Origin of the sequence: Veillonella sp. (assembly GCF_018364065.1) — a bacterium.
In the GTDB taxonomy this organism is placed as follows: domain Bacteria; phylum Bacillota; class Negativicutes; order Veillonellales; family Veillonellaceae; genus Veillonella_A.
The window spans coordinates 142,531-169,169 of record NZ_JAGZMO010000001.1 but is presented as its reverse complement, the minus strand read 5'-3'; the positions used below and the strand labels follow the sequence as shown (position 1 = coordinate 169,169).

Genomic DNA, 26,639 nt, shown 5'->3' with positions numbered 1-26,639 from the left:
CCTCTTAACGTGGCGGTTGCAAATAAGTGAGCAACTTATTTACATAATCAGGCAATGTGAAAAATATAATATGATCCTGCGCTTCCAGTACGGTATTACCGGTAGGCACAATAGTAGCTCCGTTTCGCACAATGGCGCCAATTAAGGCTTTGCCGGGAAGGCGCAAATCTTTTAATGCACAGTTAACCAGTGGCGATACTTCGCTCAATTCCACTTCCACCGCTTCCGCCTTGGAACCTTCGAAGGTGGAAATGTTGAGCACATTTTCGCCGCGTCGAACCATACGCAAAATTTCTCCGGACGTTAACAGACGAGGAGAAAATACTATATCAATACCGACCTGTTCCATAAGGACAATGTATTCCGGACGACCTACGCGCACAATGGTTTTCGGTACGCCCAAATGCTTCGCCAACAAAGCTACCAGTAAATTCAGTTTATCATCATTTGTAAGGCAGATAATGGCATCACTGTCAGAGATTTCTTCCGCTTCCAGCAAGTCCATATTCGTGCCGTCACCATTGATAACCATGGTGTTATTTACCTGATTGGCCAAGTATTCACAACGCTGCAAATCTTTTTCAATCACTTTAACGATAAAACCGGCCCGTTCCAGAAGAATAGCCAGATTACAGCCGATAAGGCCTGCCCCTACGAGGACTACCCGTTTAGTTCTAAGGCCCATATTCTCTTCGTGGAATTCCTGTGTTACTTCCTCCATACTGTCTTTGGATCCCAGTATGAACACTTTATCGTAAGCGAGCAATTGACTTTCACCGTGAGGAATAATCATTTCCCCGTTTCGCAGTATACCTACAATCAGTACACCGGCCGGGAATCGGATATCACGCAATTTCTTACCTACATACTGCACGTCTTCACTTACTTTAAACTCCATAAGACGCACGGCACCGCTGGCAAAGTCTTCCACGTCCAGGGCCGCCGGAGTTTGCAGAATCTGAACCAATTCCTGTGCCGTAACCAACTCGGGATTAATAAATAAATCCACACCCAGCCGCTCCTGTACCTCACTGTTGCCGTCGCGCAAGTATTCATTATCGCGCACGCGGGCAATGGTACGGGGAACGCCTGCAATTTTAGCTACTGAACAGGCTAACATATTCACTTCATCCGAATCTGTAACGGCAATCAGCATGCCCACATCGTCCATGCCGATTTCCTGCAACAGGCGCAAGCTTGTACCATTCCCCTGTACAATACTTACGTCAAGACTGTTTTCCAGATTGCGAATTCTCTCTGCTGATTTTTCAATAATATAAACATCATGTTCATCTTGAACCAGTCGCTGTGCTACCGAATAGCCCACCTTACCGGCTCCAACAACAATAATCTTCATAATATGATACTATACGTCCGCCTCGTCATTTTCAGGCGCTACATATTCCTTTCCCTTATCTGTCAAAAGTGTCCAGCCATCTTCCTGGATGACCTTTCCTTCTTTCATCAAATGGCCTACGGCACGTTTAAACGCGGCTTTGCTGAAGCCGAATTTATCTTTAATAATTTCAGACGACGTTTTATCACTGTAAGGCATGCGGCCGTTACGCTGTTGCAAGTACTGCATGAGCACCTTGCCGTCTTCCGTGATGGCCGTTTCTTTTACAGGGCGCATCGATACATTGATACGACCGTCTTCACGTTTAAAGGTAACACGGGCATTAACCATGTCGCCCACTTTTAAATGTTCTGTCATTTCACTGCGATGAAGGAACGCAATCCATCGTTCCGGCGTGATGAAGAAGGCACCGTCTGCCGTGTAGTTATAAATAGCACCACGTACCATCTGGCCCACTACAGCTTCTGTAGCCGGTTTAGAGGCCCGTCGCATAGCGTCATCCACATCCATTGATACGGCCAAACGACCGGATTTATCCGTATAGAGGCGAACCCAAACCTTTTCGCCCAGCTGAGGACGGCCGCGCATTTCAGCATGGGGCATGAAAATACCGCGTTCAGTTCCCACTTCTACGAAGACGCCGAATTTAGTAACGTTTACAACTTCCACATAACCGATCTGCCCTTCTTTAATAGCAGGCAAACGCATACTGGCGGTTAAACGGCCTTTCGGGTCTTTATAAAGGAATACAGGAACTTCGTCACCGATTTTCACCGGCTCGGTCTGCTGGTCCTTATGCAGTAAAATATCATCATTCGTATTACCTGTACCACCGTCCAGGAAAGAGCCTTGCTCGCTTTGGCGCAGCACTTTCAAGGTGGCCAGGGTATTTTCCATTAATTCTGTAGCCATATTATTTCCCTACAAATTCTACGCGCGGTGCATCGTTCCACAACTGTTCCAAGCCGTAAAATGCGCGTGTTTCATTACCGCCGAACACGTGGCAGATAACGTCGCCGAAATCAAGAAGGATCCATTCCCCTTCATGATAACCTTCGCGATGAAGAACAGGACGGCTTAATTCAGCGCCTTTATCTTCGATTTCATCGGCAATACTCTGTGCCTGTTTAATATTAGTGGCACTGATAAGAACAAAATAATCTGCAATGGAGGATACACTTTCCAAATCCATAATTACAATGTCACTGCCCTTTTTGTCGAATCCCGCCTGGCCTAATTCCAGTGCGAATTCTTTAATTGTTACTTTTTCTTCCATTAGAACTCCTTGTTTCATTTGAAAATAATTTAGCCTTCTTTAGCCTGGTTTGTCGAATCGGCCGGAGCCGGTGTTCCGTCTGCCGGCGCATTGCCCATTGTGATGCCTACGAGCTGTTGTGCTTCCGTAGGATCATAGGTCCAATAGATTTGACCACCGATAGTTTCCTTTGTCCCCGGCAAAATATAGTAGTGAATCTGAGAAGTTGGCAAGTTGCCCATATCCATAACGAGGCGCAACATATCAGTCGTAGATATGTTACTGTCAAAGGAACTCCACAATCTCCACGTTTCCCACATGCGGGTTAAAGCAAATTTGTTTTCCTGCATGGAAATCATTTCCTTAATCAGACGTTCCTGACGCTGCGTACGACTAAATGCGTTGGAATCTTCATCCACAAATCGCACATACTGGTACGCCTTATCGGAGTCCAATGTTTGGAAACCGCGGGCCAAATTTACATCCGCCGTATTGGTTGTACTGTCGATGTGAACCATTTCTTTTTCTACATACATGTCCGGTACACCCATTACATCAATACTCTTTTTAAAAGCCGCCTCATCCACAACTACATAATATGGAATCGGAATATGGAAAATATCCTCCACCACAGCTTTTGTAAGTTCGATGCCGCCTGTACTGTAAATCGTATTCAGCATGGCTGTCGATTTTTTATCGCGGCTGTCGATTTTCGTATTGGACGGAATGCCGATAATATCTATATTTTTCTGCTGTTTATTAATTGACATTAAAAAGGTGGCATCACCTTGTGCCGGATTGGAACTGTCACGACCGATAACCAATACATAAATCGGTTTGTCCAGTGATTTTTGTTCCAACGGGATGGTAATCCCTTTCGGCTTATCCGCTGTTGTTGTTTCCACCGGCGCAGCCACATTCGAACTGTTGGCGCCCCCGGTTGTAAAATACTCATAGCCTTTCATGATGCCATAACTGATACCGCCGATTAAGAGGCAAAGAATCAGCAAGGCCAAGAATACACGCCCCCAGCGAATGGAACCTTTTTTCTTTTTGCGACGCTTACGCGGCTTTTTCTTCAGTTCTTCCATAACTCATCCTATGCCTTATGAATCTGACGTAGTATATCGTTGCGCCCTAAAATCGTTTTAAAATAAATGGAAAGACCTTGATCCAGCAAATGTCCAATCGTTGAATCATAGCCGGCTAACACTGCTTTATCCAAATCTTCGAAGGCTATTTGACGAAGCTTGTCTACGCCCGGAAAATTACGGGTTTCTTCAATATAATCGGCTACGAAAATAATTTTATCCATCACAGTCATGCCAATGCGGCCTGTTGTGTGATAACGAATGGCATCTAAAATGTTCACATCTTCCACACCATATATATTGCGACTTAATATGGCACCTACTACACCGTGAAGCAATGCGCCATTATTGAACATATCTAAATCTACATTCACTTGCGCTTCTTTTACAATCTCCTGCATATGGCTGAGGGGCAATTCCTTGCCGCAATCGTGCAACAGCCCTGCTAAATATGCCTTGCTTGGACTTACATTGTAAATCTCCGCCAGTGATTGAGCCGCCTTGGCCACACCCAGCGTATGGGCGAACCGTTTCGGCGTCAACTGACCTTCTAACTGATCAATTAGTTGTTCATACATAATGTTAATAACTTCCTTACTTCCTAATAATTGTAGTTTTATTTTTTATAAATGTTGTGTTCCTGAATGTATTTCACTACCGCCTGCGGCACCATATAGCGTATGGTACGGCCCTCCCGAAGACGGGCTCTCAAGTCCGTGGCGGAAAGTTTCATAGTCGGCACGATGAGCCGATGAATACGACGTTTTCCCAATTCACCGAAATGTTCGATTATATTGTCTATCCCCTCTGAACCGTCCGGACGAATAGCACCGATAAAATGGCACAAAGGTAAAAGTTCATCAATATATTTCCAATTGGGTAAATCTTGAATCGTGTCAGTGCCGGCAATAAAATAATAGGTTTTATCTTCACCATACACAGTGTGGAAATATTTAACCGTGTCAATCGTATAGGAAGGACCTTCACGTTTAAACTCCACATCGGAAATCGTAAATCGGGGATTGTCACTTACTGCTGCAGCGGTCATCTCATACCGATATACGGCATCGATTACGTCGCTATCCTTGTGCGGCGGATGATAGGATGGCACAAAAATCACCTGTTCCAGTTCATACGCTTCCAAAGCCAGCTCGGCAATCATTAAATGTCCTATATGTATGGGATTGAATGTTCCGCCAAAAATTCCGATATTCCCCGTTTTATTCATAGCTTCATCACAATCCTGACTCCTAACATTCCCAGTACAGAAAGTAGTATAAAAAGTAACAAGGCCCAACCGTAGGAGCGCCATTCAAAGCTGCCCTTCGGCGATTGCATGTACCGGAGATATGACCTTACATACTGTAACCATTGTCTCATTTTCGAATTTGACCGTCACCGAACACATAATATTTGTAAGAAGTTAATACATCGAGACCCATTGGTCCGCGTGCATGTAGTTTCTGTGTACTAATGCCGATTTCCGCGCCGAAACCGAATTCGAAACCGTCCGTAAAACGAGTGGAAACATTCACATATACAGTAGATGCGTCCACCATATCCATAAAGCGTCGTGCCGTTTCCTTATTTTCCGTAACAATTGCTTCCGAGTGCTTAGTACCATACGTATTAATATGTTCGATAGCTGCATCAACAGAAGGTACGACTTTAACATTCATAATTAAGTCGTTATATTCAGTTGACCACGCCGTATCATCAGCTTCTTTAGCAGCCTGAATTAATTCAAGTGTACGGGCATCTCCAAATAATGTAACGCCCTGTTCATGTAAAGCTTCCGCAATCTGAGGTAAATACTTGGCTGCCGCCTCTTCATGAATGAGGAGCGTTTCCGCCGAGTTACATACAGAAGGACGCTGTACTTTTGCATTAATAATAATTGGGATAGCTTTATTAATATCGCAATCTTTATCTACATAGACATGAACAACACCGCTGCCTGTTTCAATAACAGGAATACGACTTTCCTCTACAATACGGCGAATTAATCCGGCGCCGCCACGTGGAATGACCACATCAATATACTTACGTTGATTTAATAAGTCGGACACGGCTTCGCGGTCCAATACTTCCACTAATTGAACGGCATCGGCAGGTAAACCGGCTTTTTCAACCACATCGCGAATAAGACCTACCAAACACTGATTTGTATGGAAGGCTTCTTTACCGCCACGAAGGATAACTGCATTCCCCGATTTAAGGCAAAGAGCAGCCGCGTCGACAGTTACATTCGGACGCGCTTCGTAGAGCATGGCCACTACGCCGAGAGGTACGGTAATCTTACGAATATCAAGGCCGTTCGGACGTACGCGGCGATTTAACTCAATCCCTACAGGATTTGGTAAATCGATAAGCTGCGTAACGCCTTTTGCCATCTGTTCAATGCGTTCTTTTGTAAGGCGAAGACGGTCATACATGATTTGAGGCAAATTGTAAGTGCCCGCCATAGACATGTCTTTGTCATTGGCCGCCATAATTTCATCACTGTGTGCTACCAATACATCGGCTATAGCCTGTAACACTTCATTCTTTTTATCACCGGATGCCACTTGAAGCTGAAACGACGCCTGACGAGCCTTGGCACCCATTGTTTCGAATATTGCTTTATAGTTACCCATAAAGACCTCCTAATGAAGAACAACTAAATTATCGCGATGAATTACTTCATCATGGGCAACGGCAATTTTCAGGATTTCTGCAATATCACCGGAGTTATGACCTTTAATAAGTTCCAAATCTTCCGATGAGAAGTTGACGAAACCACGTGCAATTTCCTGATCATTGAAGTAAATGCTGATTGTTTCCCCTTCGGAGAATTCACCATGTACCGCTTTAATACCCACGGCCAACAAACTGGACCCTTTCGATAAAATAGCTTTGGCACAGCCTTCATCGACAGTGACTGAGCCTTTTAAACGTGAACCGAATGCCATCCAGCGCTTCTTCATATGTGGTGTACCTTCATGAGCCACGAACAAAGTGCCTCGCAGTTCACCATCAAGAACAGCGCGAATCGAATCGGCGTGTTCACCGGAACTGATTACCATATCAACACCGGAGTTAACCGCAATATGAGCGGCCTGAATCTTAGTATACATACCGCCTGTACCGCGATTGGACCCGGCACCGCCGGAAATTTCGTAAATATGTGGTGTAATTGTTTCCACTGTATGAATCAATTTTGCATTTGGATCGGATTGCGGATTGGCTGTATATAGGCCTTCAATATCAGATAAGATAATGAGCAGATCCGCTTCCACAATACTGGCCACCGTGGCGGACAATGTGTCATTGTCGCCGATTTTAAACTCTTCAATGGCTACTACGTCGTTTTCGTTAATAATAGGTACAACACCTAATTTAAGAAGAGCGAACAACGTATTGCGCAGGTTTACATAGCGACCGCGATGACTGCTGTCTTCCTTGGTCAACAAAATTTGACCCACTGTATGTCCGTATTCGCGGAAAAACTTTTCATACATGTGAAGCAAAATCCCCTGGCCTACAGAAGCACAAGCCTGGCGCGTTGTAATATCTTTGGGTCGTTCTTTCAAACCTAGCGGCACTAGTCCCGCTGCGGCCGCACCGGAGGAAACGAAAATCATTTCTTTCCCTTGGTTCATCAAATCCGCAATCTGCTTAACAATAAGCTCGATGCGGTTTAAATTTAAACGGCCGTTTTCATAGGTCAATGTACTGGTCCCTACTTTTACAACAATACGCTTTGCATTTTTTATGCGTTGACGCAAGGATTCATCACTTACGTGTCCCTGCTGAATATTCGTGCTTTCCATAGGCTCTCTCCTTCAGGATTTGCTGCGTTGTTCTCAAATTACAATATTAGTCAGGTAATACAATTTTAGGTTCTTTTTTAGCCTTATACAGTACGCCGTTATGTCCAATAATCTGAACTAATTCGGCGCCCAGCATGTCAGCCAATTCTTCAAAAGTCGCTTCAACATCTACAGGAGAGTTGTTGAGTACTTTTATTTTGATAAGTTCTCGGGCTGTAATGGCCGCTCTGGCGCTGTCAATGACAGCATCTTCCAAGCCGTTTTTACCGATCATAACAACCGGGTCCATCGTAGCAGCTAAAGAACGCAAGTATCGTTTCTGTTTTCCTTTCATGCTATCTCCTATTATAAATCATGGAATGTAAAGCGCTGATCGCCGATAACAACTTCATCGCCGTCTTTAATTCCACGTTCTTTCAATTTTCTATCTAAATCCATATAGCGCCAGATTTTCTGGAAGCGGCGAAGAGCCTGTTCATCTTCCAAGTTCGTCATGGCCACCAATTTTTCAATACGGCTGCCTGTAATAATAAAGGACGCGTCATCACCGCGGGTAATAACAAAGTCTGTATCAGGTTTAGCCACATATTCTACTGTTTCGTCAATGGCTTCCGGTTCAGGTACAAAGTTTTCTACATAGTACCATGCGCGATTAATCAAAGCGTCCAACCCTTCGCCGGTTAAAGCGTTAACCGCAAATACTTCATAGCCTTTTTCTTTAAAGTAATCACTTACTTTAGTGATTACAGCCGGATCTTCCACTAAGTCTGTTTTGTTAAGTGCGACCAACTGAGGCTTCTTGCTTAATTTTTCACTGTATTTTTTCAGTTCTTCATTAATCTTGTAGAAGTCTTCGATTGGATCGCGACCTTCCATGCCGGATACGTCCAATACGTGGATAAGAATATTACTGCGTTCCACGTGACGAAGGAATGCATGGCCTAAACCGACCCCTTCGCTGGCACCTTCAATAAGGCCCGGAATATCGGCCATAACAAAGCTGTGGCCTTCACCTACGGAAACTACACCCAATACAGGTGTTAAGGTGGTGAAATGATAAGCCGCCACATCCGGTTTTGCGGAAGACACTTTGCGGATAATACTGGATTTACCCACACTTGGATAGCCCAGTAAACCTACATCGGCCAACACTTTTAATTCCAATTGAAGCCACCGTTCTTCACCCGGTTCGCCTTTTTCCGCAAATGTAGGGGCACGATTGGCACTGGAATGGAAGTGCGCATTACCGCGGCCGCCACGACCGCCTTTAGCCACCATATATGTTTGACCGTCTTCAACGAGATCCGCCATAATTTTACCGCTTTCCTCATCTTTTACAGTCGTTCCCAACGGTACAGGAATAATTAAATCATCTGCGCCGCGGCCATATTTATTACTGCTCTGCCCGCCTTCGCCGGCCGGGCCTTTAAATTGCCGTTTATATCTGAAATCAACGAGAGTATTGATATTTCTATCTGCTTTTAAAATGATGTCTGCTCCTTTACCGCCGTCGCCACCGTTGGGGCCGCCGTTTGGAACATATTTTTCACGTCTAAAGCTACTCATTCCGTTGCCACCGTCACCGGCTTTTACAAAAATCCTTGCTCGATCGATAAACATAGTTTTCATCCTTTACTGATAGTAATAGGGGCGGTAACTAAAATAGATTACCGCCTCAACATTATTTTGACTGTAAAAATTGCACTGCCCGGTTCAATTGAGCATCATTGCCCGCCTGAATATCGGCGTCAGTCAATTCAACCTCCACATCAGGTTTAATCCCGATGCCGTCAATCACACGGTCGTTAGGCGTATGATATTTCGCAATTGTAATTTTAATACCTTCATCATTCAATATATTTAGTACAGACTGTACGGTACCTTTACCGTAGCTGTTAGTCCCCATAATAGTACCAACTTTTTCATCCTGTACTGCGCCGGCTATAATTTCCGACGCACTGGCGGACCCCTTGTTGATGAGAACCACCATAGGTAAATTCTTACCTAATCCTTCGGAATCATAGGATTCCACATGGCCGAATCTGTCCTGAATCGTTACAATCGGTCCTTTCGGTAACACATAATCACCGATATCCTGTGCAGTTGTAACTAAACCGCCCGGATTGTCGCGAAGGTCCAGAATCAATTTCGTCATGCCCTGTTTTGATAACTCTTCATAAATTCGTGCGAAATCATCGCCTGTTTTTTCAGCAAACTGACTTACGCGAATATATCCGATATTACCGTCAATCATACGACCTTTAACTGTAGGCAACGTAATTTGCTCACGTGTAATCGTATAATCTTTTACTTCATTGTTTCGTAAAATAGACAATACAACTTGCGTGCCCGCTTCACCGCGAATGCTCTTAGACGCTTCTTCCAAAGTGAGCGATTTCGCATCTACACCGTCAATGCCGACGATAATGTCGCCGGAACGGATGCCTGCTTTGGCTGCCGGCTGATCTTCCACCGCCGTAGCCACTTCAAGGCCGTTCTTACCGAAGCCGAGTACAATACCTACACCGCTGTAAGTACCGCTCGTGTGCTGCATTAAGTTGTCGAATGACTTTTGATCCAAATACTGGCTGTGCGGATCGCCTAATGATTCGACCATACCGCTCAACGCCCCATTAAATAGATCTTCTTTCGATACAGGATTCATAAAGAAGTGAGAACTTACATAGTATGTAGCCATGAAACGGTATATGGCGGTTGGAGAACCGCTCATATACCAGAATGCGAGCCACATAAAGATAAATCCTGCAACGATAAACTTCAAGACAAACAATACAGCTGTCCGAAATTTAGATACACCGGAATTATTTTTATACTCCATCATCTTATAAATACCCTTGAGGATCTACAGGGTCACCATTGATACGTACTTCAAAGTGAACATGAGGTCCCGTAGAATTACCTGTACTTCCTGCGTAAGCAATAACTGTACCTTTCGATACAGTCTGACCTTCCGAAACGGCAAGGTCGGAATTGTGACCATATAAAGTAGACATGCCGTTACCGTGGTCGATAACTACTGCATATCCATAGCCGTCCATCCAGCCGGAGTAAACGACTACGCCGCCGTCCGCTGCATGTACCGGAGTACCTTCATCGACCCCGATATCAATACCGGAGTGTAAAATTTGACGGCCGAAGATCGGATGGTTACGCCAACCGAAATCAGAAGTAATGACGCCGTTAACAGGCCAGGATAACTGTCCTGTACCTTGTACCCAGCCGCCACCACCGCCGCCTCCGCCACTGCTGCCGGCTTGTGCCGCTGCAGCTGCTGCGGCCGCACGTTCAGCTTGACGTTGCTGCAATAATGCACGGATTGCATTGGATGAAGCCTGTAAGTCAGCTTCCATCTGCTCTGCAGTTGCTTTATCGCTTTGTGCTTTATTTAAAATTGCTGTTTGTTCATCTTTCTTCTGTTGAATAACAGCTTGTGCTTCTTTAGCCTTATTTTCAAGTTCTACAACCTTAGCTCGGTCCTGCTCAAGAATAGACTTGCGAGTGGAAATTTCTTCACGCTCTGTTTTAATGCTGTTGATTAATTTAATATCAGCATCAATAATACGGCGCAACATTTCTACGCGATTGGCGAAATCACTGAAGTCTTTGGCACCTACCACTACGTCCAGGTAGCTTAGGCGGCCATTGATATAAATATCGCGTACGCGCTTGTTGAATACAGCTTCACGTTTACTCAAACGAGCCTGTGCTTCAGCCAGTAATTTCTCGTTTTTAGCAATTTCCTGCTCTACCGCAACACGTTGTTTCTGGTAGTTTTGCAAGTTTTCTGTCGCCTGATCCAATTCAATCTGAATTTGATGCAATTGAGCAGATACATTGGTGATGGTCGCTTCCGCATTCGCTTTCTGCGCACTGGCATCATTCATCTGCTGTTGCATCGTGTCGAGCTGGTTTGTCAGATCTTCATCTTCCGCACCGGAATAGCTGAGAGGCACCGATACGAATACAGTAGTACTTAAAAGAACGGCCATTATGCGAAGTTTTAAATTATTCTTTGCCATAAACACCCTTCTTTTCTTATACTTTCATATATTGTTTCAAGGAGATAGTTGACCCGATGGCCCCTACTACGATACCTACACCGAATAACATAGCCGCCAAATTATAGAAGAACGGCACCATAGGTACTAAAGGTAAGAAGGCTAAGGAGTTTTCCACTTCGATAAGGATGAAGTGATAGAATTCCCAAACACAGGCTGTCGCAATGGCAGCACCGATGAAGCCCAACAACATACCTTCAATGAGGAATGGCCAACGAATAAACCAGTTCGTTGCCCCTACATATTTCATAATACCGATTTCTTTACGACGTGCGAACACGGTGAGTCGAATGGTATTGGAAATAATAAACAGTGTAGCGCCGGCCAAGAAGGCAATCAACGCAATACCGCCGATACGGATAACTTCCGTCAACTTGAAAATCTGTTCAATAACGTCTTGACCGTAATGAGCGCTTTCAACTTCCGGATAGGTAGTTACAAGCTTGGCGGCCTGTTTAACTTCTTCCGGATTTTCAAAGGTGATTACGAAGGAGGATGGCAATGGATTGTTACCGTCCAGAGCGGCAACGAGGCCCTGCTGTTCTCCCAAGTGTTCCTTAAAGCGCTTCATTGCTTCGTCTTTAGACACATATTCTATACTTTTTACCTTCGGCATTTCTTTTAAGCGAGTTTGTACAGAGTTAATCTGATTTTGGTTTAAACCGTCTTTCAGATATACGCTGATTTCAACCTGGCTTTCCAAGTTGGATGCCAAGTTGTTCAAGTTAACTACGCCGCTTGTAAATACGCCGAGGATAAACAGGGATAATGCTACAGTTGAAATGGACGCCAAGGTCATGAGACCGTTGCGGCTCATAGATTTTAATGCTTCCTTGACAAAATATCGAAAGGTTCTAAGCTTCATTAAATTCGGCACCTCGCAATCTATCACTTACTACGCGACCTGCCTCTAATGCAATGACACGCTTATTCAAATATTTTACCACTTGCATATCATGAGTAACCATAACGATAGTTGTACCGGAGTTGTTGATGCGTTTAAACAATTCAACAATATCCTTACTTGTATTAGGATCCAGGTTACCGGTTGGTTCGTCGGCGATTAAAACGAGTGGTTTATTAACGATGGCGCGCGCAATCGCTACACGCTGCTGTTCCCCGCCGCTCAAGTCCTGTGGCAGGTCATCCGCTTTATGAGATAAGCCTACCAAATCCAATACATGTTCTACTTTTTCTTTAATTCGATTAGGTTTTTCTTCGATAACTTCCAAAGCGAACGCAATGTTTTCAAACACTGTTTTGCTTGGCAAGAGTCTGAAATCCTGGAACACGATACCCAGACGACGACGCAAATATGGAATCTTACGTTTCTTTAAACGCGTCACGTCCATGTCATTTACAATTACTGTGCCTGATTCAGGGACTACTTCGTGTGATAAAAGTTTGATGAAGGTCGACTTGCCGGCGCCACTAGGGCCGCAAATCAACACAAATTCACCTTTTTCAATATGTACATTTACATCATCCAAAGCCAATGAACCATTGTCATACACTTTGTTGACATGATTAAATTCTATCATTGATAATGTCCTTTTCTAGTTCAGTCTTGTTATAAGACTCTCAATAAGTATTTCCCCGTTTGGCAAATATTATTTACGAGCCATGGCTTTCTTAGCAGCTTCTACAATGTGTTCTGCTGTAAGACCGTATTTAGCCATTAATTCTTTTGGTGTGCCCGATTCGCCGAAGCTGTCTTGTACACCTACGCGGATAACAGGTACCGGTTTGTTTTCTGTAACCACTTCAGCTACAGCAGCACCTAAACCGCCCATAATGTTATGTTCTTCTGCAGTTACGATAGCGCCTGTTTCTTCAGCCGCTTTAATGATAGCGTCCGCATCGATAGGTTTAATGGATGCCATGTTGATAACACGAGCATTTACGCCTTCTTCTTTCAATGCTTTCGTTGCATCAACTGCAGGGCCAACCAATGCGCCACAAGCAATAATGGAAACATCGTTGCCGCTTACGAGCTCAGTGGATTTGCCAGGTGTGAATGTATAACCTTCAGGAGATACATCGGCTACGCCGGCACGACCTAAGCGAACATATACAGGACCGTTATATTCAGCAGCCCATGCTACAACAGCTTTAGTTTCCACTTCGTCAGCCGGTACGATAACAGTCAAGTTAGGAATGGCGCGCATGCAAGCCAAGTCTTCCAAGCTCTGATGTGTAGCACCGTCTTCACCTACAGTGATGCCTGCGTGAGTGGCACAGATTTTTACATTTAATTTTGGATAGCATACAGCATTGCGCACCTGTTCGAATGCACGGCCTGTAGCAAACATGGAGAAAGAAGAAACAAATGGAATCTTCCCGGCAGCGGCCAAACCGGCCCCTACGCTGATCAAGTTCTGTTCCGCAATACCTACGTTAAAGAAGCGTTCCGGACAAACTTTTTTAAATGTATCTGTTTTTGTGGATTTAGATAAGTCTGCATCCAATACAATAATATTTTCATTTTTTAAACCGATTTCAGCTAATGCTGCACCGTATGCTTCGCGAGTTGCCTTACCCATCTTACACCTCCATAAGTTCTGCTACATATTTTTCACATTCTTCAGGGCTTGGAGCCTTGCCATGCCAGCCGGCCTGACCTTCCATGTCTTTAATGCCCTTGCCTTTTACAGTATGCATAACTACAACTGTAGGTTTATCTGTAGTTGCTCTGGCCGCTTCGATAGCGTCATGCAATTCATCTAAATTGTGACCATCTACTTCAATTACATTCCAATTGAAAGCGGCAAATTTTTCACCGATTGGAAGTGGAGACATAACTTCGCGAATATCGCCGTCGATTTGAAGACCGTTGAAGTCAACAAATGCAGTCAAATTATTCAGTTTATAGTAGCCGGCGAACATAGCGGCTTCCCAAACTTGGCCTTCTTCTAATTCGCCGTCACCTAAGATGGAGAATACGCGGAAATCTTTTTTGTCGATTTTACCTGCCAAAGCCATACCACAAGCGGCACTGATACCTTGACCCAAAGAACCGGTAGACATATCTACGCCCGGTGTATGCTTCATATCCGGATGACCTTGCAACATGTGGTCGATTTTGCGCAAGTATTGAAGTTCATCTTTGGAGAAATAGCCTTTTTCAGCCAATGTAGCGTATAAAGCAGGTGCTGCATGACCTTTAGACAATACGAAACGGTCGCGATCCGCACACTTAGGGTTTTTAGGATCTACGTTCATTTCTACATAGTACAGAAGTGCCATAATATCGGTAATCGATAAAGATCCGCCCGGATGGCCGGAATTGGCTGCTGTAATAGATTTTAAGATACTAACGCGAATCTCTCTTGCTTTATTCTGAACTAATGATTTCTGTTCAGCTGTTAACTTTGTCATAAAGAACCTCCATTCCTCAGGAACATGTAACTGAATAACTATTTAGTCTTACTTAATAAGGATAACGCAATATGCGCATTTTTTAAAGACTCTTCTCTAAGCTGCGCTACACGCTCCAATGATTTTTGCTGCAGCGTTTCATCCTCAAGGAATGACGCGGCCGCTTTAAATATACGAACTCCCTGCAATGAATCCAGTGTGCCTACAGGCTCCTGTCCAATCATATGTAGGAAATTAGTAATCTTAGGATCATAGGAAATACCTACAACCGGCTTCTCCATAACAGTAGCAAATACCAATGCATGAAGTCGAACACCGATAAGAAGATCCATACAACCTTCCAAAGCGAGAAGCTCTGTGGTTGTATAAACACTTTCCAATACAATCGGCTCATGGCGCATGAGCTGAGCGATTGACTTCGCTTCGTTAGTATCGGCCGGATGTTGCATAGGAATAAAGATGATTTGTGCATCTAACTCTTCGTGCAACAGATCCAGTGCATCTGCCAATTCCTGACGATACGCTCTGAAATCTTTCCAATTTCGTACCGATACGCCTACGCGGTACCGTACGCCTGATAGCTGATAATCTTTTAACAGGCGTTTGCCGATTGTAATATCCACCGGATGCATGGCCAATACGGCATCGGCAGTCACCTCGATAGGTACCTGCGTAACGCCCATATTTTCCAATTCCAGTTTCGATTTTTCATCGCGAACAGTAATCATCGTTACTTTGTTAAGCACCTGGCCTACCATCTTGCGAGCCTGCTTGCGACGCAAAGGGCCAATGCCCTGTGCATAAAGCATAACCGGCTTATTCAATACGGTAGCCAAAGAGATAACACTTAAATAATAGTAGAGACTGCGTTTACTTGTTACATCTTGTAACAAGCTGCCGCCCCCACTGACCAACAAATCACAGCGGCGCACAGCATTCAATATGCCGAACATATCAAAGCGCCCTACGGCCTTAACACCGTGATACTGTGCTGTTTGCTTCGGATTTCCTGAAATTACCGTAATATCGGCATCAGGAATAACTTCTAATATTGCCTCTAAAATAGCCGCCAACATGGCTTCATCTCCGGCATTGCCGAATCCGTAATAGCCCGAAATTACAAGTCTAGTCATGAGACACCTCCCCTGACTGATTCCAACGAGTAATGTAGGCTAAAACGCGGAATACTAAAATCCCCACAATACCGAAAATTATGCCAAGCCAAAGTCCGTCGAAACCACGGGCAATAGACATGAGCACCGGCGTGCGAAGATGGCAGAAAGTTTCTACCAGAGAACCGATACCGATTACGCCGGCTACGGTGAACAAGAAATGTAATACCATAGGCCAACGACGCAAGAACGCGAATGCGGCGAGCATTAAGGCCGGATGACCGATTAAAAACTCTTTTTCGCGAGGTCTTGCATACAAAGTATTTTCCAAGAAGCGTCGTAACGCTATTTCAAAGCTTGGTACCGGTACGCCGGCCGTATGGCCACTGCGTCCCACGAATACCCAAGCTACGGCACAAAGGAATCCGAATATAAGAATCATATATAATTTTACATCCACTACGAGGAAGTCCTTAACGAACTTGACAGCATCGTCTTTACTTGTAATGGTTTTACCCTTCCAGAACGGGAATCGCTGTAAGTAAGCCACAATTGTCAATAGAACCGGTGCAACAAACACCAATTTTACACCGCGGAACAAGGCGAATTCCATGAAGAACCGCGTATTGCCCAGCAAGGCTGCAATCATGAGACCGCCCATTGCGGCGAAGACAGCCGCTCCGATAAGGTATACAGCGGCTTCCAACGTTGCACGCCATGGTCCTACGATGCCGCGCTTACTGCGTGCCACCCAGCAGTCCATCAACAATGTAATGGCCACTACCGGAGCTGCAATCGCTGTACTGAGAGCCCAGAGCTGACTGATTACCGTACCTTGCGTAATAATGTAGATAACTACAGAAATCAGCAACAGCGTAAAGTTCATTACCAGTTGTTTGTTACGGCTCATCGGCAAGAGCAGATGCACCATCCAGGTGAACAAGGCAATCATACCGCTCATAGTAAGCACTACGCCGATAGGATTTGGCGAATATGGCGGATAAATGCTTGGTCGACCGAACGTGAAACCGCGTGGTTCCAATTTTTCCTTAACTTCCTGCATATAACTGATACTTGTTTCCAGTGCAGTTTTATTACCTACACCTTCTTCGTAGATTGGATATAAGTTATAGCGGATGTTACGTTCAATGTCGCTGATGAAGAACCACTGCGACACTTCGTCAGGGGATAATTTCTTCAAGGAATCTTTCTGAATCGTATAAAGACGGCCTACGCTGTAGCTGTCAGCTACGGCTAATTGATTGAAACCGACCTGTGGATCATATTGCAACTGATCTACCGCTTCAATACCGGCAATCGGAATGCGCATTTCTTTGAGTCGTTGATCCACTACGTCCAGGTAGTTTGGATACCCCAATACTTCTTTGCCTACAAAAATCATACCCGTTACATTAGGTACACCGTCAATGCGGTCAAGCACATGATTTACCAATTCACGGTTAATATCTTTGAAGTTCGTAGGACGAACAATGACATTAAAACCTAAACGGCTTACTTCCAACGCCTGTTGACGGGAAATACTGAGGTTCATGTCCATCAAGGAATCATGAGGTTGACGCAAGGCAATGACAGGGCCTTGTACAGACCAAAGATTCTGAACTTTATCTTCACCGAGGCGGGCAATAAGGTCTTCTTTAATTTCTTTAAAGTATGCTTCTTTGCCCTGAACCGGTGCTACGTATGTAACACCTGCCGTAGGCTGTGTGTTATAGAGACCCAAAGTGGCCGCTTCCACACCGTTATACACTTTAACTTCACCGGCATCGCTGGATTTTAATAAGGTGCGATCATATATGGCCATAGCGGTAACACCGGCTTCCTTCAAGGCTTTTAAGGAATCTTCGGTGCTTCGTTTTTCGTACGAAGAGGCACGCATAACAGCATCATAGTCGACGATATTTTCGATTTGTTGCTGTCCGTGCTCAATTTCATACCGCTGATGCACTAAAAAGAGACTCGCACATACACCGATGATTAAAAGCATAATCAATATGGGCGAAAATCTTCGTCTAATTGTTTCTATATCTTTCACAATGGCACCTTTCTTACTTAGTTTGAGGACTTACAAATAAATGTAATTCTCCATTGATTGTTTCAATTCGATCCGCTTTAACCGGAATTGGGAAATCTGCAAAATCATAAATTACAATTTGTTTTAACACAGATGCAGTGAGACCGCCGATGCTGGCACCGTTGATTTCAAAGCGCTGTGGCGAGAATACGAGGGAGTTGTTTTTAATTTCCAACTTACCTTTAATATTGGCAGTGCCTTTAATAAAGCCCATATCAACATTACCAACTACATCAATGCCGTCAGACGTAATATTTACTTTACTAATCTGTAAGCCTTTAATGCTCTTTTCCATGAAAGTCTGTAAATCGGATTCAGTTACAGTACCTTCAATCTGACCGCTTCCCATCTGAGTCACTTCAACCTGGTGATTGAACAAAAGTGCTACAGGATTCAATTTCATTTCTTTCACATCCAAATGAACGTCCGCAAAAGTTAAATGACCTAATGTTACGCCTTCCAATTCGCCGCGCAACGCATCAATGTCACCCCATAAGAGCTGTACAGCCGGGGACGATTCCACATGAAGTGTTGTGGAGTTAGGATTTAGTTTGCTGTTTATTTGCTGTTCTAATTGCCCTTTTACAAAGTTCGGCAACAGTAATTGAGCAGCTACTAAAATTGCCACTACAACGACCAGCAATGTAATGAATAATTTTTTCATAGTCTTTGTATTACTCCTCGCTACTACTTACTTAACATTTAAGTTTGCTTCTTTCTTTAAGAACCCTTCCATAAACTGGTCAATATTGCCGTCCATAACGGCCTGTACGTTACCGGTTTCAACGCCGGTACGATGGTCTTTAACCATGTTGTACGGATGGAATACATAGGAACGGATTTGGCTGCCCCATTCGATAGCCTGGTAGGTGCCGCCGATTTTTTCTTTCAGTTCAGCCTGTTTTTCCAATTCCAGTTCAAATAACTTAGCACGCAATAACTTCAGTGCCTGATCACGGTTTTGAATCTGAGAACGTTCACTCTGACATTGAACAACAATGCCGGTCGGAATATGCGTCATACGGATAGCGGAGTCAGTTTTATTGATGTGCTGACCGCCGGCGCCGCTGGCGCGATATGTATCGACACGCACGTCCTTCATATCCAAATGAATATCAACAGTATCGTCGATTTCCGGCATAACGTCCACTGCGGCGAACGATGTATGACGGCGGGCATTGGCATCAAATGGTGAAATACGAACCAAACGATGTACACCCTTCTCCGATTTCAAATAGCCGAATGCATTCTGCCCTTTAATAAGGAAAGTAGCACTCTTAATACCTGCTTCGTCACCCGGCTGTTCGTCCATCATAGTGATGCCGTAGCCGTGCTGCTCTGCCCAGCGCAAGTACATGCGGATAAGCATGGATACCCAGTCCTGGGCTTCCGTGCCGCCTGCACCGGCGTGGAATGTAAGGATGGCGTTGTTCGCGTCGTACTCACCGCTGAGGAGCAGGAGAATTTCGCGACGTTCCACCTCTTCTTCAATACCTTTGACGAGTTCAGAAATCTCCGATTCCATGGACTCATCCTCTTCTTCGATGGCCATATCCAGCATGAGTCGTGTATCTTCAATCTCACTCACTAACGCCTTATAGCCTTCTACAGTATCTTTCAACTGCGTTGCTTCCTGAGATATGGCTTTCGCCGTATCCGGATCATTCCAGAATTCAGGGTCACTCATTTTAACATCTAGTGTGAAGATTCGATCTTCTTTCTGAGCGATGTTAAAGTGAATCCCTCATTCCATATATACGCTCCTCCAAATTGTCGATAGGTCCTTTTAAGTCCTCTAACAACAGGCTCACCTCTTTCATATTAAATCTGCCATAAATGCAGAAAATGGCCGTGCCGAATTAACCCCGGCAACGAACCATTCTGCGTTGGTCTAATCTACGTTTTGCGGCTCCAACACATCATCATGATGGGTTTGCGCATTTGCCAGGTGATCTACCGGCTCGTCTTCTACTGCATCGTCGTTAAGTTCTACACGAATGCGGTATAGGTACATTACGGTATCTTCTTGAATGGCTTCAATCATAGACTCGAACATATCATAGGCTTCAAATTTGTATTCCACCAATGGGTTTTTCTGGCCATATGCACGAAGGCCGATACCTTCACGAAGCATATCCATAGAATCCAGATGTTCCATCCATTTGCTGTCTACAATTTTCAACATAACTGCTTTTTCTAAAGCACGCATGTTGGTTTCCCCGATGAGTGCTTCCCGTTTGTTGTACTCATCATGCGCAATAGTAATTAATTCCTCTTGTAATTCGCCGCGGCCGAATTCTTCCATCTTTTCGACGGTTAATTGACCCGGTTCCAAGAAGAAGAGTTCCAATTGTTTCAATAAACCTTCGTAATCCCATTCTTCCGGATACAGTTTTTCATCGGCGTATTGATCCATTGTTTTAATGATAATGGAGTCAACCATATCCATAATAGTATCTTTCAATGAATCGTTGCCGAGAATCTTACGGCGTTGTTCATATAAAACTTCACGTTGCTGGTTCATAACATCGTCATATTCAAGGATATATTTACGAATGTTGAAGTTATGGTTTTCCACTTTTTTCTGAGCTCGTTCAATGGACTTGGTGATGAGGGAATGTTCAATTGGTTCATCCTCTTCCATACCGAGTTTATCCATCATGCTGGAAATGTTGTCAGCCCCGAAAATTCGCATCAAATCATCTTCAAGAGATAAGAAGAATTGACTGGAACCCGGGTCACCCTGACGACCGGAACGACCGCGCAACTGATTGTCGATACGACGGCTTTCATGGCGTTCTGTACCCAAGATGTGAAGACCGCCCAATTCAGGAACACCTTCACCAAGAGTAATATCTGTACCGCGACCGGCCATGTTAGTAGCGATTGTAACCATGCCGCGTTGACCGGCATTTTTAACGATTTCCGCTTCTTTTTCATGGTGTTTCGCGTTCAATACATTATTAGGCACGCCGCTCTTCAAGAGCATTTCGCCCAATTCTTCGGACTGCACAATCGAAGTAGTACCAACCAATACAGGCTGTCCTTTCTTGTGACGTTCAACTACATCTTTAACAACCGCCTTGTATTTGGCTTTCTTAGTTTTAAAGATTAAGTCAGGTAAGTCCTTACGAAGTAATGGTTTGTTTGGTGGAATTTCATACACTTCCAAACCATAAATGTTGTTAAATTCCTGTTCTTCCGTCTTAGCAGTACCTGTCATACCGGACAGTTTCTTGTACATACGGAAGTAGTTCTGGAATGTAATGGCTGCCAATGTCTGGCTTTCACGTTCAACCTGCAAGCCTTCCTTAGCTTCGATAGCCTGGTGAAGACCTTCGGAATAACGACGGCCGAACATAAGACGACCGGTAAATTCGTCAACGATAACAACTTTACCGTCTTTAACTACATAGTCTTTGTCGCGATGCATCATGGCATAGGCACGTAAAGACGCAATTAAAAGGTGGTTCAATTCCAAGTTGGCGGAATCATATAAGTTTTCGATTTTAAGCATTTTTTCCACTTTCGCGATCCCTGATTCTGTAGGGGCAATAGTTTTCTGCTTTTCATCGATTGTATAGTCTTCGTCTTTTTTCAACTGTGGCACAATTTTAGCCAATGTGTAGTAGCTGTCAGTGGAACGTTCCCCAGGACCGGAAATGATGAGCGGTGTACGGGCTTCATCGATAAGGATGGAGTCCACTTCGTCGACGATGGCGTAGTTCAACGGACGTTGTACCATCTGTTCCGCGTGTACAACCATGTTGTCACGCAAGTAGTCAAAGCCGAATTCATTGTTTGTACCATACGTAATATCTGCGGCATAAGCCATTTTACGTTGATTGTAATCCAAGTTGGCCACAATCAGACCTACACTAAGACCGAGTGCACGATATAACTTACCCATCCACTCACTGTCACGGCTGGCCAAATAGTCATTGACTGTAACAACATGCACGCCTTTGCCGGTCAATGCATTCAAATATACAGGCAATGTAGCAACCAATGTTTTACCTTCACCGGTACGCATTTCTGCGATGTTACCACGGTGTAATGTAATGCCACCGATTAACTGAACGTCAAAGTGACGCATCCCAAGTACGCGCTTTGATGCTTCGCGCACTACGGCAAACGCTTCAGGTAAAATATCATCCAGCGTTTCTCCATTAGCCAAACGATTTTTAAACTCCTGAGTTTTCGCAGCCAATGAAGCATCGCTCAACGAGGTAAGAGAGCCTTCCAGATCATTAATTTGATCTACAATGGCACCCATTTTTTTAATTTCTCGTGCACTATTATTACCAATCCAACGTTGTATAAAATCGAACAACAAAATCAACTCCTTAGGTTCGTATATTTACTATATACATATTCAACTAATTATATCACAAAGTTTCTAAAAAAACCAAAATAAACAATGGAAGTTATAAGGTTTTTACATATTGTATACGTAACCATGACTGACTTTATACAAAATTCTAATATAGCCTCTGTATACCCCCTCTATATTATACCTCAAAATAAATAATGACCCTCTCAAATTTGAAAGGGTCATTACTTTTTGGTAGCTATTTAACGATATGTTGGTAAACTAAATATTCTTCAATTACCATGACTTCCGAACTATTTGTTCTAAGCTTTTCGTTTCAAAATATTTATTCTACACTTTTCGTTCCGAAATATTCGTTCTAAACGATTCATTCCGAATTATTTGCTTTCAGATTATTTATTTTCAGGTACGTACCATAAACCGTTGTTATGTGTCTTCATGTATTCTTTGAATTCTGGAGAGTTGTACGCATCTTTTAAGTCTTTAGCCCATTGAGTATCTTTGTTTTTATCCAATACTACGAGCTGTAAGAGCAAGTATGGTAAAATGTCTTCTTTCATCAATGCTGTGGAAGGATCAATCTTGGCATTATACACGATAGCACCAGTAATTACGATGTACGCAAAGTCTGTACGAACTGATGGAATGGTAAGCGATTTCATTTCCACGAAGTTAAGGTTGTGTGGATTTTCAATGATGTCAGCTTTAGTTACTGTTGCTAAATCCTTGTTTGGATCCAATTTGATAAGACCTGCTTTTTGAAGCAAAGCATACGCACGAGCTGTGTTGGATGCATCATTAGGAACAGCAATTGTATCGCCGTCAGCCACTTGGCTCAACGAAGTTTTGGAACCCGGATAAATACCGGCAGGAACTGTTGGGATTGGAGTCAATGCAACTAAATGGCCGTTTTGTTTCTTGTTGAAGTTATCCATGTACGCTGTGTGCTGTTCCACGTTGAAGTCAACTTCTCCATCATTTAAAGCAACGTCGGCCTGCACCAAGTCGGACATATCGCGTGCTGTAATTTTGTAACCTTTCTTTTCCATGATAGGTTTAACAGCCTGTTCGAAAAGTTCCGAGTAAGGACCTTGAGACTTACTGAATGTTAATTCCTTTTTATCACCGGAAGCGGAGTCTGAGCCGCAACCGGCCAAGATAACAGCGCTCAACGCTGTAGCCGCTACGATTAAACCAATTTTCTTAAAACGTGATAAATTCATAATAACCCTGCTTTCTTTTCTCAATGATTGCGCATTTTAAATGCGAAGTGATTACCCACTGTTTGAATAATCTGAACAAAAATAACTAATACAATAACCGTGAACAACATGAGCGGGAAATTCAAACGTTCATACCCGTAAGTAAGCGCCAAATCGCCAACCCCGCCTGCACCGATGGCGCCGGCCATAGCCGTGGCACCGATAAGGCCAATTGTACCGGTAGTAACAGATAAAATGAAGGATGCTTTCGCTTCCGGTAAAATGAAGTGCCACACAATCTCAAAATGAGATGCCCCCATGGCCTGGGCCGCTTCAATAATACCTTTATCTACATCAAGTAATGAGTTTTCAAATAAACGTGTTAAATATGGTGCAATAAAAATAACCAGTGGAACTAACGCCGCGGTCGTCCCAATACGTGTACCAATCAATAATTTCGTAAGCGGTAAAATAAACACCATTAAAATAATAAACGGCACACTGCGAATAATGTTAACTACTGTATTAACTACGGTAAATACATAGTTATTTTTTAGAATCCCGTCCTTATTCGTCAGCACTAAAATGACGGCTAATATAAGGCCGATAGCGGACCCGATAATAAGCGACACGAACACCATGTACAGTGTTTCTTGAGCCGCTAAAATAATTTGTTCGTTCGGTACTCCCAAATCCGGCATCATAATGTAATCACCTCACATTCCAGTCCTGCGTCACACATATATTTTTTGGCTGCCGCCACATCGTCGGCATTACCCACTACTTGCAAAATAAAGATGCCTAAGGCTGAATCCTGCAACTGGTTAACGGAAGCAAAAATAATATTTGTTTCCACATTAAATTTGCGGTTCACTTCGTAGATAACAGATTTTGTTACCATGTCGCCTAAGAAGCGTAATTTAACCAGTTCATACGGTCTGGTATCCGTTTTTAACTGAGCCACAATATTGTCAGGAATACGTTCCGGAATTACCGTCTGCACGAATCGCTTCGTCATGTCCTGTGTAGGATGGCTGAACACATCAAGGATAGTGCCTGTTTCAACTACACGGCCATGCTCCATAACCGCTACGCGATTACAGATTTCCTGAATGACATTGATTTCATGAGTAACCAATAAAATGGTAATGTTAAATTCCTCGTTAATTCGCTTTAAGAGTTTTAAAATCTGTTCCGTCGTTTCCGGATCCAGCGCACTGGTCGCTTCGTCACAAAGAAGAATGGACGGATTCGTCGCCAGCGCACGGGCAATACCTACACGCTGCTTTTGACCGCCCGATAATTGTGTTGGATACGCATTGGCTCTATCCGGTAAATTAACGAACTCCAATAATTCTTTAACGCGCTTTTCAATAACATCTTCCGCCACTTTATTCAAACGCAGCGGAATGGCAATATTGTCAAACACGGTTTTTGAATTTAAAAGATTGAACGATTGGAATATCATGCCGATTCCCTTACGAACCTTACGCAGTTCGTTATGGGATAATTTGTTAATATTCACACCGTCAATAAGAACTTCGCCGGCAGTCGGTTCTTCCAGCGCATTCACCATGCGCAATAATGTGGATTTCCCGGCGCCGCTGAATCCTACGATGCCGAAGATATCGCCGTCCTGAACGGTAAGCGATACATCCTGCAAAGCTTGGACTCGCTGTTTTTTGATGACAAATTCCTTGTCAATGTGCCTAAATTCAATCATAGTATTCCCCCAAATTGCACAAAAAAAGGACCTCCCGCCTCCATGACAGAGGCGGTGGCCCGCGGTTCCACTCTGTTTACAACAGTCAAGCTGCTGCACTCAAATACCATAACGGCGGCTCACCGTGGAAACCTACTCTAATTTCAGCTTCCCCGCTCACAAAGGCATTCCGCTCAACTACATCGTAATAAACTCTCAGCCGTGGTTTATCTCTCTGTTCGTTTCATTGAACGTACTTGTTTTGATCAACGCGTTTCATATGCTTTTCTATGTTTTAATAAACTTTTCATTCATTTTTAAAACATACCAATATGATAGGTTTTAACCTTCGTTTTGTCAAGTGTAAATTTTATACCACACAAAAAAGACTGCTATACGAGCAGATATTCTGCATCATATAACAGTCTTTATATACAAGATTAATCGTAGGACTTTAATTCAAGATATTAATTGTCACTAATCGTTACGGTTATTGAGCACCTTGTATCGACCACGAGTACGTGAGGTACTTACTTCCCGATCAGTTAACTCTCTCTCCTTAAAGTTCAGGTTCAATTAAACCGTACGATCCGTTTTTACGACGGTAAACAACGTTCATGATCTCAGTGTCCGCATTGAAGAACATAAAGAAATCATGGCCTACCAGGTTCATCTGCATAATTGCTTCTTCTACGCTCATAGGGCGTACTGCAAAATGTTTACGACGAACTACATCGATAGTATCTTCCTGAACAGGAACTTCCGGTACATAAGCATCCGGTTTGAAACCTGTTTCTTTCTTGAAACGTCTTGCCAAGCGAGTTTTATATTTATGAATCTGACGAACAATCTTATCTACTACTAAGTCGATAGCCGCATACATGTCCGCATTAGACGTTACGCCGCGAAGTACGATGCCTTCAACGAAGCAGGTCAATTCTACGACACGGTTTTCTTTTTCCACTGACAGCACAGCTTGTACATCCAATGGAGAATCGAAATAACGGGCTAATTTGTCAACTCGTTTTTCTAAATACTCACGTAGAGCCGCAGTAACTTCTAAATTTTTACCTCTTACTGAAACTTTCATATGCAAACATCCTTTCTTTCAAGCCTTAATAGTAAAGCTTGTTAGTTATACTTACTTATTCTATAATGCTTTTCAAATCTCCTTCTTTTTTGTAAAATTTTTACAAAACTTTCAAAGAAAATTTTGCATACCCTTT

General features: G+C 43.6%; 25 protein-coding genes and 1 other annotated feature. All 25 genes read right to left on the bottom strand.

All coding sequences use genetic code 11. The features are described from left to right. Nucleotides 1-4 precede the first annotated feature (4 nt). Nucleotides 5-1,357: a Trk system potassium transporter TrkA gene (gene trkA / locus KHZ77_RS00755; RefSeq protein ID WP_295194690.1), complete on the bottom strand. Its 1,353-nt coding sequence runs from the start codon at nt 1,355-1,357 to the stop codon at nt 5-7. A 9-nt stretch (nt 1,358-1,366) separates the two neighbouring features. Continuing rightward, nucleotides 1,367-2,269: a S1-like domain-containing RNA-binding protein gene (locus tag KHZ77_RS00750; RefSeq protein ID WP_295194688.1), complete on the bottom strand. Its 903-nt coding sequence runs from the start codon at nt 2,267-2,269 to the stop codon at nt 1,367-1,369. A gap of 1 nt (nt 2,270) precedes the next feature. After that, nucleotides 2,271-2,633 (bottom strand): ribosome silencing factor, encoded by a 363-nt coding sequence (rsfS, locus tag KHZ77_RS00745; protein WP_295194686.1) that lies wholly within the window; start codon nt 2,631-2,633, stop codon nt 2,271-2,273. A 29-nt stretch (nt 2,634-2,662) separates the two neighbouring features. Next, complete coding sequence (locus KHZ77_RS00740; RefSeq protein WP_295194684.1) at nt 2,663-3,703, bottom strand: LCP family protein; 1,041 nt, start codon at nt 3,701-3,703, stop codon at nt 2,663-2,665. 8 nt (nt 3,704-3,711) lie between these two features. Further along, nucleotides 3,712-4,323: a bis(5'-nucleosyl)-tetraphosphatase (symmetrical) YqeK gene (gene yqeK / locus KHZ77_RS00735; protein ID WP_295195103.1), complete on the bottom strand. Its 612-nt coding sequence runs from the start codon at nt 4,321-4,323 to the stop codon at nt 3,712-3,714. Further along, nucleotides 4,320-4,931, bottom strand: coding sequence for a nicotinate-nucleotide adenylyltransferase (gene nadD, locus KHZ77_RS00730; RefSeq protein WP_295194683.1), 612 nt, complete (start codon nt 4,929-4,931; stop codon nt 4,320-4,322). The genes yqeK and nadD overlap by 4 nt, the downstream gene beginning before the upstream one ends. Before the next feature lie 148 nt (nt 4,932-5,079). Then, nucleotides 5,080-6,339 (bottom strand): glutamate-5-semialdehyde dehydrogenase, encoded by a 1,260-nt coding sequence (locus KHZ77_RS00725; RefSeq protein ID WP_295194681.1) that lies wholly within the window; start codon nt 6,337-6,339, stop codon nt 5,080-5,082. 9 nt (nt 6,340-6,348) lie between these two features. Further along, nucleotides 6,349-7,470, bottom strand: coding sequence for a glutamate 5-kinase (proB, locus tag KHZ77_RS00720; protein WP_295195101.1), 1,122 nt, complete (start codon nt 7,468-7,470; stop codon nt 6,349-6,351). A 91-nt stretch (nt 7,471-7,561) separates the two neighbouring features. Next, on the bottom strand, nt 7,562-7,849 hold the full coding sequence (gene yhbY, locus KHZ77_RS00715; protein WP_295194678.1) for a ribosome assembly RNA-binding protein YhbY: 288 nt from the start codon (nt 7,847-7,849) through the stop codon (nt 7,562-7,564). An 11-nt stretch (nt 7,850-7,860) separates the two neighbouring features. Further along, nucleotides 7,861-9,135 (bottom strand): GTPase ObgE, encoded by a 1,275-nt coding sequence (gene obgE / locus KHZ77_RS00710; RefSeq protein ID WP_295194676.1) that lies wholly within the window; start codon nt 9,133-9,135, stop codon nt 7,861-7,863. A 61-nt stretch (nt 9,136-9,196) separates the two neighbouring features. Then, nucleotides 9,197-10,357, bottom strand: a complete 1,161-nt coding sequence (locus tag KHZ77_RS00705) for a S41 family peptidase (RefSeq protein ID WP_295194674.1) — start codon at nt 10,355-10,357, stop codon at nt 9,197-9,199. A gap of 1 nt (nt 10,358) precedes the next feature. After that, the gene (locus tag KHZ77_RS00700; protein ID WP_295194672.1) at nt 10,359-11,555 is read right to left on the bottom strand and encodes a murein hydrolase activator EnvC; all 1,197 of its coding nucleotides are present in this window, start codon (nt 11,553-11,555) and stop codon (nt 10,359-10,361) included. A 16-nt stretch (nt 11,556-11,571) separates the two neighbouring features. After that, nucleotides 11,572-12,459, bottom strand: a complete 888-nt coding sequence (gene ftsX, locus KHZ77_RS00695) for a permease-like cell division protein FtsX (protein ID WP_295194670.1) — start codon at nt 12,457-12,459, stop codon at nt 11,572-11,574. Then, nucleotides 12,449-13,135 (bottom strand): cell division ATP-binding protein FtsE, encoded by a 687-nt coding sequence (ftsE, locus tag KHZ77_RS00690; protein WP_295194667.1) that lies wholly within the window; start codon nt 13,133-13,135, stop codon nt 12,449-12,451. Before ftsE ends, ftsX begins: the two co-directional genes overlap by 11 nt. Before the next feature lie 69 nt (nt 13,136-13,204). Further along, nucleotides 13,205-14,137 carry a transketolase family protein gene (locus tag KHZ77_RS00685; RefSeq protein ID WP_295194666.1) on the bottom strand — a complete coding sequence of 311 codons (933 nt, stop codon included), beginning with the start codon at nt 14,135-14,137 and terminating at the stop codon, nt 13,205-13,207. Nucleotide 14,138: 1 nt separating this feature from the next. Further along, a complete protein-coding gene (locus KHZ77_RS00680; RefSeq protein WP_295194664.1) occupies nt 14,139-14,972 on the bottom strand; it encodes a transketolase in 834 nt (277 codons plus the stop codon). A 38-nt stretch (nt 14,973-15,010) separates the two neighbouring features. Then, a complete protein-coding gene (gene csaB / locus KHZ77_RS00675; protein ID WP_295194661.1) occupies nt 15,011-16,105 on the bottom strand; it encodes a polysaccharide pyruvyl transferase CsaB in 1,095 nt (364 codons plus the stop codon). After that, nucleotides 16,098-18,089, bottom strand: a complete 1,992-nt coding sequence (locus tag KHZ77_RS00670) for a DUF5693 family protein (protein ID WP_295194659.1) — start codon at nt 18,087-18,089, stop codon at nt 16,098-16,100. Before KHZ77_RS00670 ends, csaB begins: the two co-directional genes overlap by 8 nt. A gap of 61 nt (nt 18,090-18,150) precedes the next feature. After that, a complete protein-coding gene (locus KHZ77_RS00665) occupies nt 18,151-18,840 on the bottom strand; it encodes a DUF2993 domain-containing protein (RefSeq protein WP_295194658.1) in 690 nt (229 codons plus the stop codon). Between the two features lie 27 nt (nt 18,841-18,867). Next, nucleotides 18,868-19,978, bottom strand: a protein-coding gene (gene prfB, locus KHZ77_RS00660) for a peptide chain release factor 2 (RefSeq protein WP_295195099.1) whose coding sequence is annotated in 2 segments (ribosomal slippage) — nt 18,868-19,920 and nt 19,922-19,978 — 1,110 coding nt in all. Because the reading frame shifts where the segments join, the coding sequence is not laid out codon by codon here. 89 nt (nt 19,979-20,067) lie between these two features. Next, nucleotides 20,068-22,509: a preprotein translocase subunit SecA gene (gene secA, locus KHZ77_RS00655; RefSeq protein ID WP_295194656.1), complete on the bottom strand. Its 2,442-nt coding sequence runs from the start codon at nt 22,507-22,509 to the stop codon at nt 20,068-20,070. Between the two features lie 392 nt (nt 22,510-22,901). After that, nucleotides 22,902-23,732 (bottom strand): MetQ/NlpA family ABC transporter substrate-binding protein, encoded by an 831-nt coding sequence (locus KHZ77_RS00650; protein WP_295194653.1) that lies wholly within the window; start codon nt 23,730-23,732, stop codon nt 22,902-22,904. A gap of 20 nt (nt 23,733-23,752) precedes the next feature. Further along, nucleotides 23,753-24,415 (bottom strand): methionine ABC transporter permease, encoded by a 663-nt coding sequence (locus KHZ77_RS00645; RefSeq protein WP_295194651.1) that lies wholly within the window; start codon nt 24,413-24,415, stop codon nt 23,753-23,755. Beyond that, nucleotides 24,412-25,434 (bottom strand): ATP-binding cassette domain-containing protein, encoded by a 1,023-nt coding sequence (locus tag KHZ77_RS00640; RefSeq protein WP_295194648.1) that lies wholly within the window; start codon nt 25,432-25,434, stop codon nt 24,412-24,414. The genes KHZ77_RS00645 and KHZ77_RS00640 overlap by 4 nt, the downstream gene beginning before the upstream one ends. 44 nt (nt 25,435-25,478) lie before the next feature. Continuing rightward, nucleotides 25,479-25,692 (bottom strand) — a binding site (T-box leader). A 280-nt stretch (nt 25,693-25,972) separates the two neighbouring features. Beyond that, nucleotides 25,973-26,503: a ribosome-associated translation inhibitor RaiA gene (gene raiA / locus KHZ77_RS00635; protein WP_295194645.1), complete on the bottom strand. Its 531-nt coding sequence runs from the start codon at nt 26,501-26,503 to the stop codon at nt 25,973-25,975. Nucleotides 26,504-26,639 lie beyond the last annotated feature (136 nt).

Excerpts from the sequence above, each read along its gene's own strand:
- KHZ77_RS00650 (WP_295194653.1), bottom strand. The coding sequence starts at position 23,732 with ATGAATTTATCACGTTTTAAGAAAATTGGTTTAATCGTAGCGGCTACA.
- KHZ77_RS00750 (WP_295194688.1), bottom strand. The coding sequence starts at position 2,269 with ATGGCTACAGAATTAATGGAAAATACCCTGGCCACCTTGAAAGTGCTG.
- ftsE (WP_295194667.1), bottom strand. The coding sequence starts at position 13,135 with ATGATAGAATTTAATCATGTCAACAAAGTGTATGACAATGGTTCATTG.
- yhbY (WP_295194678.1), bottom strand. The coding sequence starts at position 7,849 with ATGAAAGGAAAACAGAAACGATACTTGCGTTCTTTAGCTGCTACGATG.
- trkA (WP_295194690.1), bottom strand. The coding sequence starts at position 1,357 with ATGAAGATTATTGTTGTTGGAGCCGGTAAGGTGGGCTATTCGGTAGCA.
- raiA (WP_295194645.1), bottom strand. The coding sequence starts at position 26,503 with ATGAAAGTTTCAGTAAGAGGTAAAAATTTAGAAGTTACTGCGGCTCTA.
- KHZ77_RS00700 (WP_295194672.1), bottom strand. The coding sequence starts at position 11,555 with ATGGCAAAGAATAATTTAAAACTTCGCATAATGGCCGTTCTTTTAAGT.
- KHZ77_RS00725 (WP_295194681.1), bottom strand. The coding sequence starts at position 6,339 with ATGGGTAACTATAAAGCAATATTCGAAACAATGGGTGCCAAGGCTCGT.
- KHZ77_RS00705 (WP_295194674.1), bottom strand. The coding sequence starts at position 10,357 with ATGATGGAGTATAAAAATAATTCCGGTGTATCTAAATTTCGGACAGCT.
- KHZ77_RS00645 (WP_295194651.1), bottom strand. The coding sequence starts at position 24,415 with ATGATGCCGGATTTGGGAGTACCGAACGAACAAATTATTTTAGCGGCT.
- rsfS (WP_295194686.1), bottom strand. The coding sequence starts at position 2,633 with ATGGAAGAAAAAGTAACAATTAAAGAATTCGCACTGGAATTAGGCCAG.
- KHZ77_RS00670 (WP_295194659.1), bottom strand. The coding sequence starts at position 18,089 with ATGCTTTTAATCATCGGTGTATGTGCGAGTCTCTTTTTAGTGCATCAG.
- KHZ77_RS00685 (WP_295194666.1), bottom strand. The coding sequence starts at position 14,137 with ATGGGTAAGGCAACTCGCGAAGCATACGGTGCAGCATTAGCTGAAATC.
- KHZ77_RS00665 (WP_295194658.1), bottom strand. The coding sequence starts at position 18,840 with ATGAAAAAATTATTCATTACATTGCTGGTCGTTGTAGTGGCAATTTTA.
- KHZ77_RS00740 (WP_295194684.1), bottom strand. The coding sequence starts at position 3,703 with ATGGAAGAACTGAAGAAAAAGCCGCGTAAGCGTCGCAAAAAGAAAAAA.
- KHZ77_RS00640 (WP_295194648.1), bottom strand. The coding sequence starts at position 25,434 with ATGATTGAATTTAGGCACATTGACAAGGAATTTGTCATCAAAAAACAG.
- obgE (WP_295194676.1), bottom strand. The coding sequence starts at position 9,135 with ATGTTTATCGATCGAGCAAGGATTTTTGTAAAAGCCGGTGACGGTGGC.
- csaB (WP_295194661.1), bottom strand. The coding sequence starts at position 16,105 with ATGACTAGACTTGTAATTTCGGGCTATTACGGATTCGGCAATGCCGGA.
- nadD (WP_295194683.1), bottom strand. The coding sequence starts at position 4,931 with ATGAATAAAACGGGGAATATCGGAATTTTTGGCGGAACATTCAATCCC.
- KHZ77_RS00680 (WP_295194664.1), bottom strand. The coding sequence starts at position 14,972 with ATGACAAAGTTAACAGCTGAACAGAAATCATTAGTTCAGAATAAAGCA.
- ftsX (WP_295194670.1), bottom strand. The coding sequence starts at position 12,459 with ATGAAGCTTAGAACCTTTCGATATTTTGTCAAGGAAGCATTAAAATCT.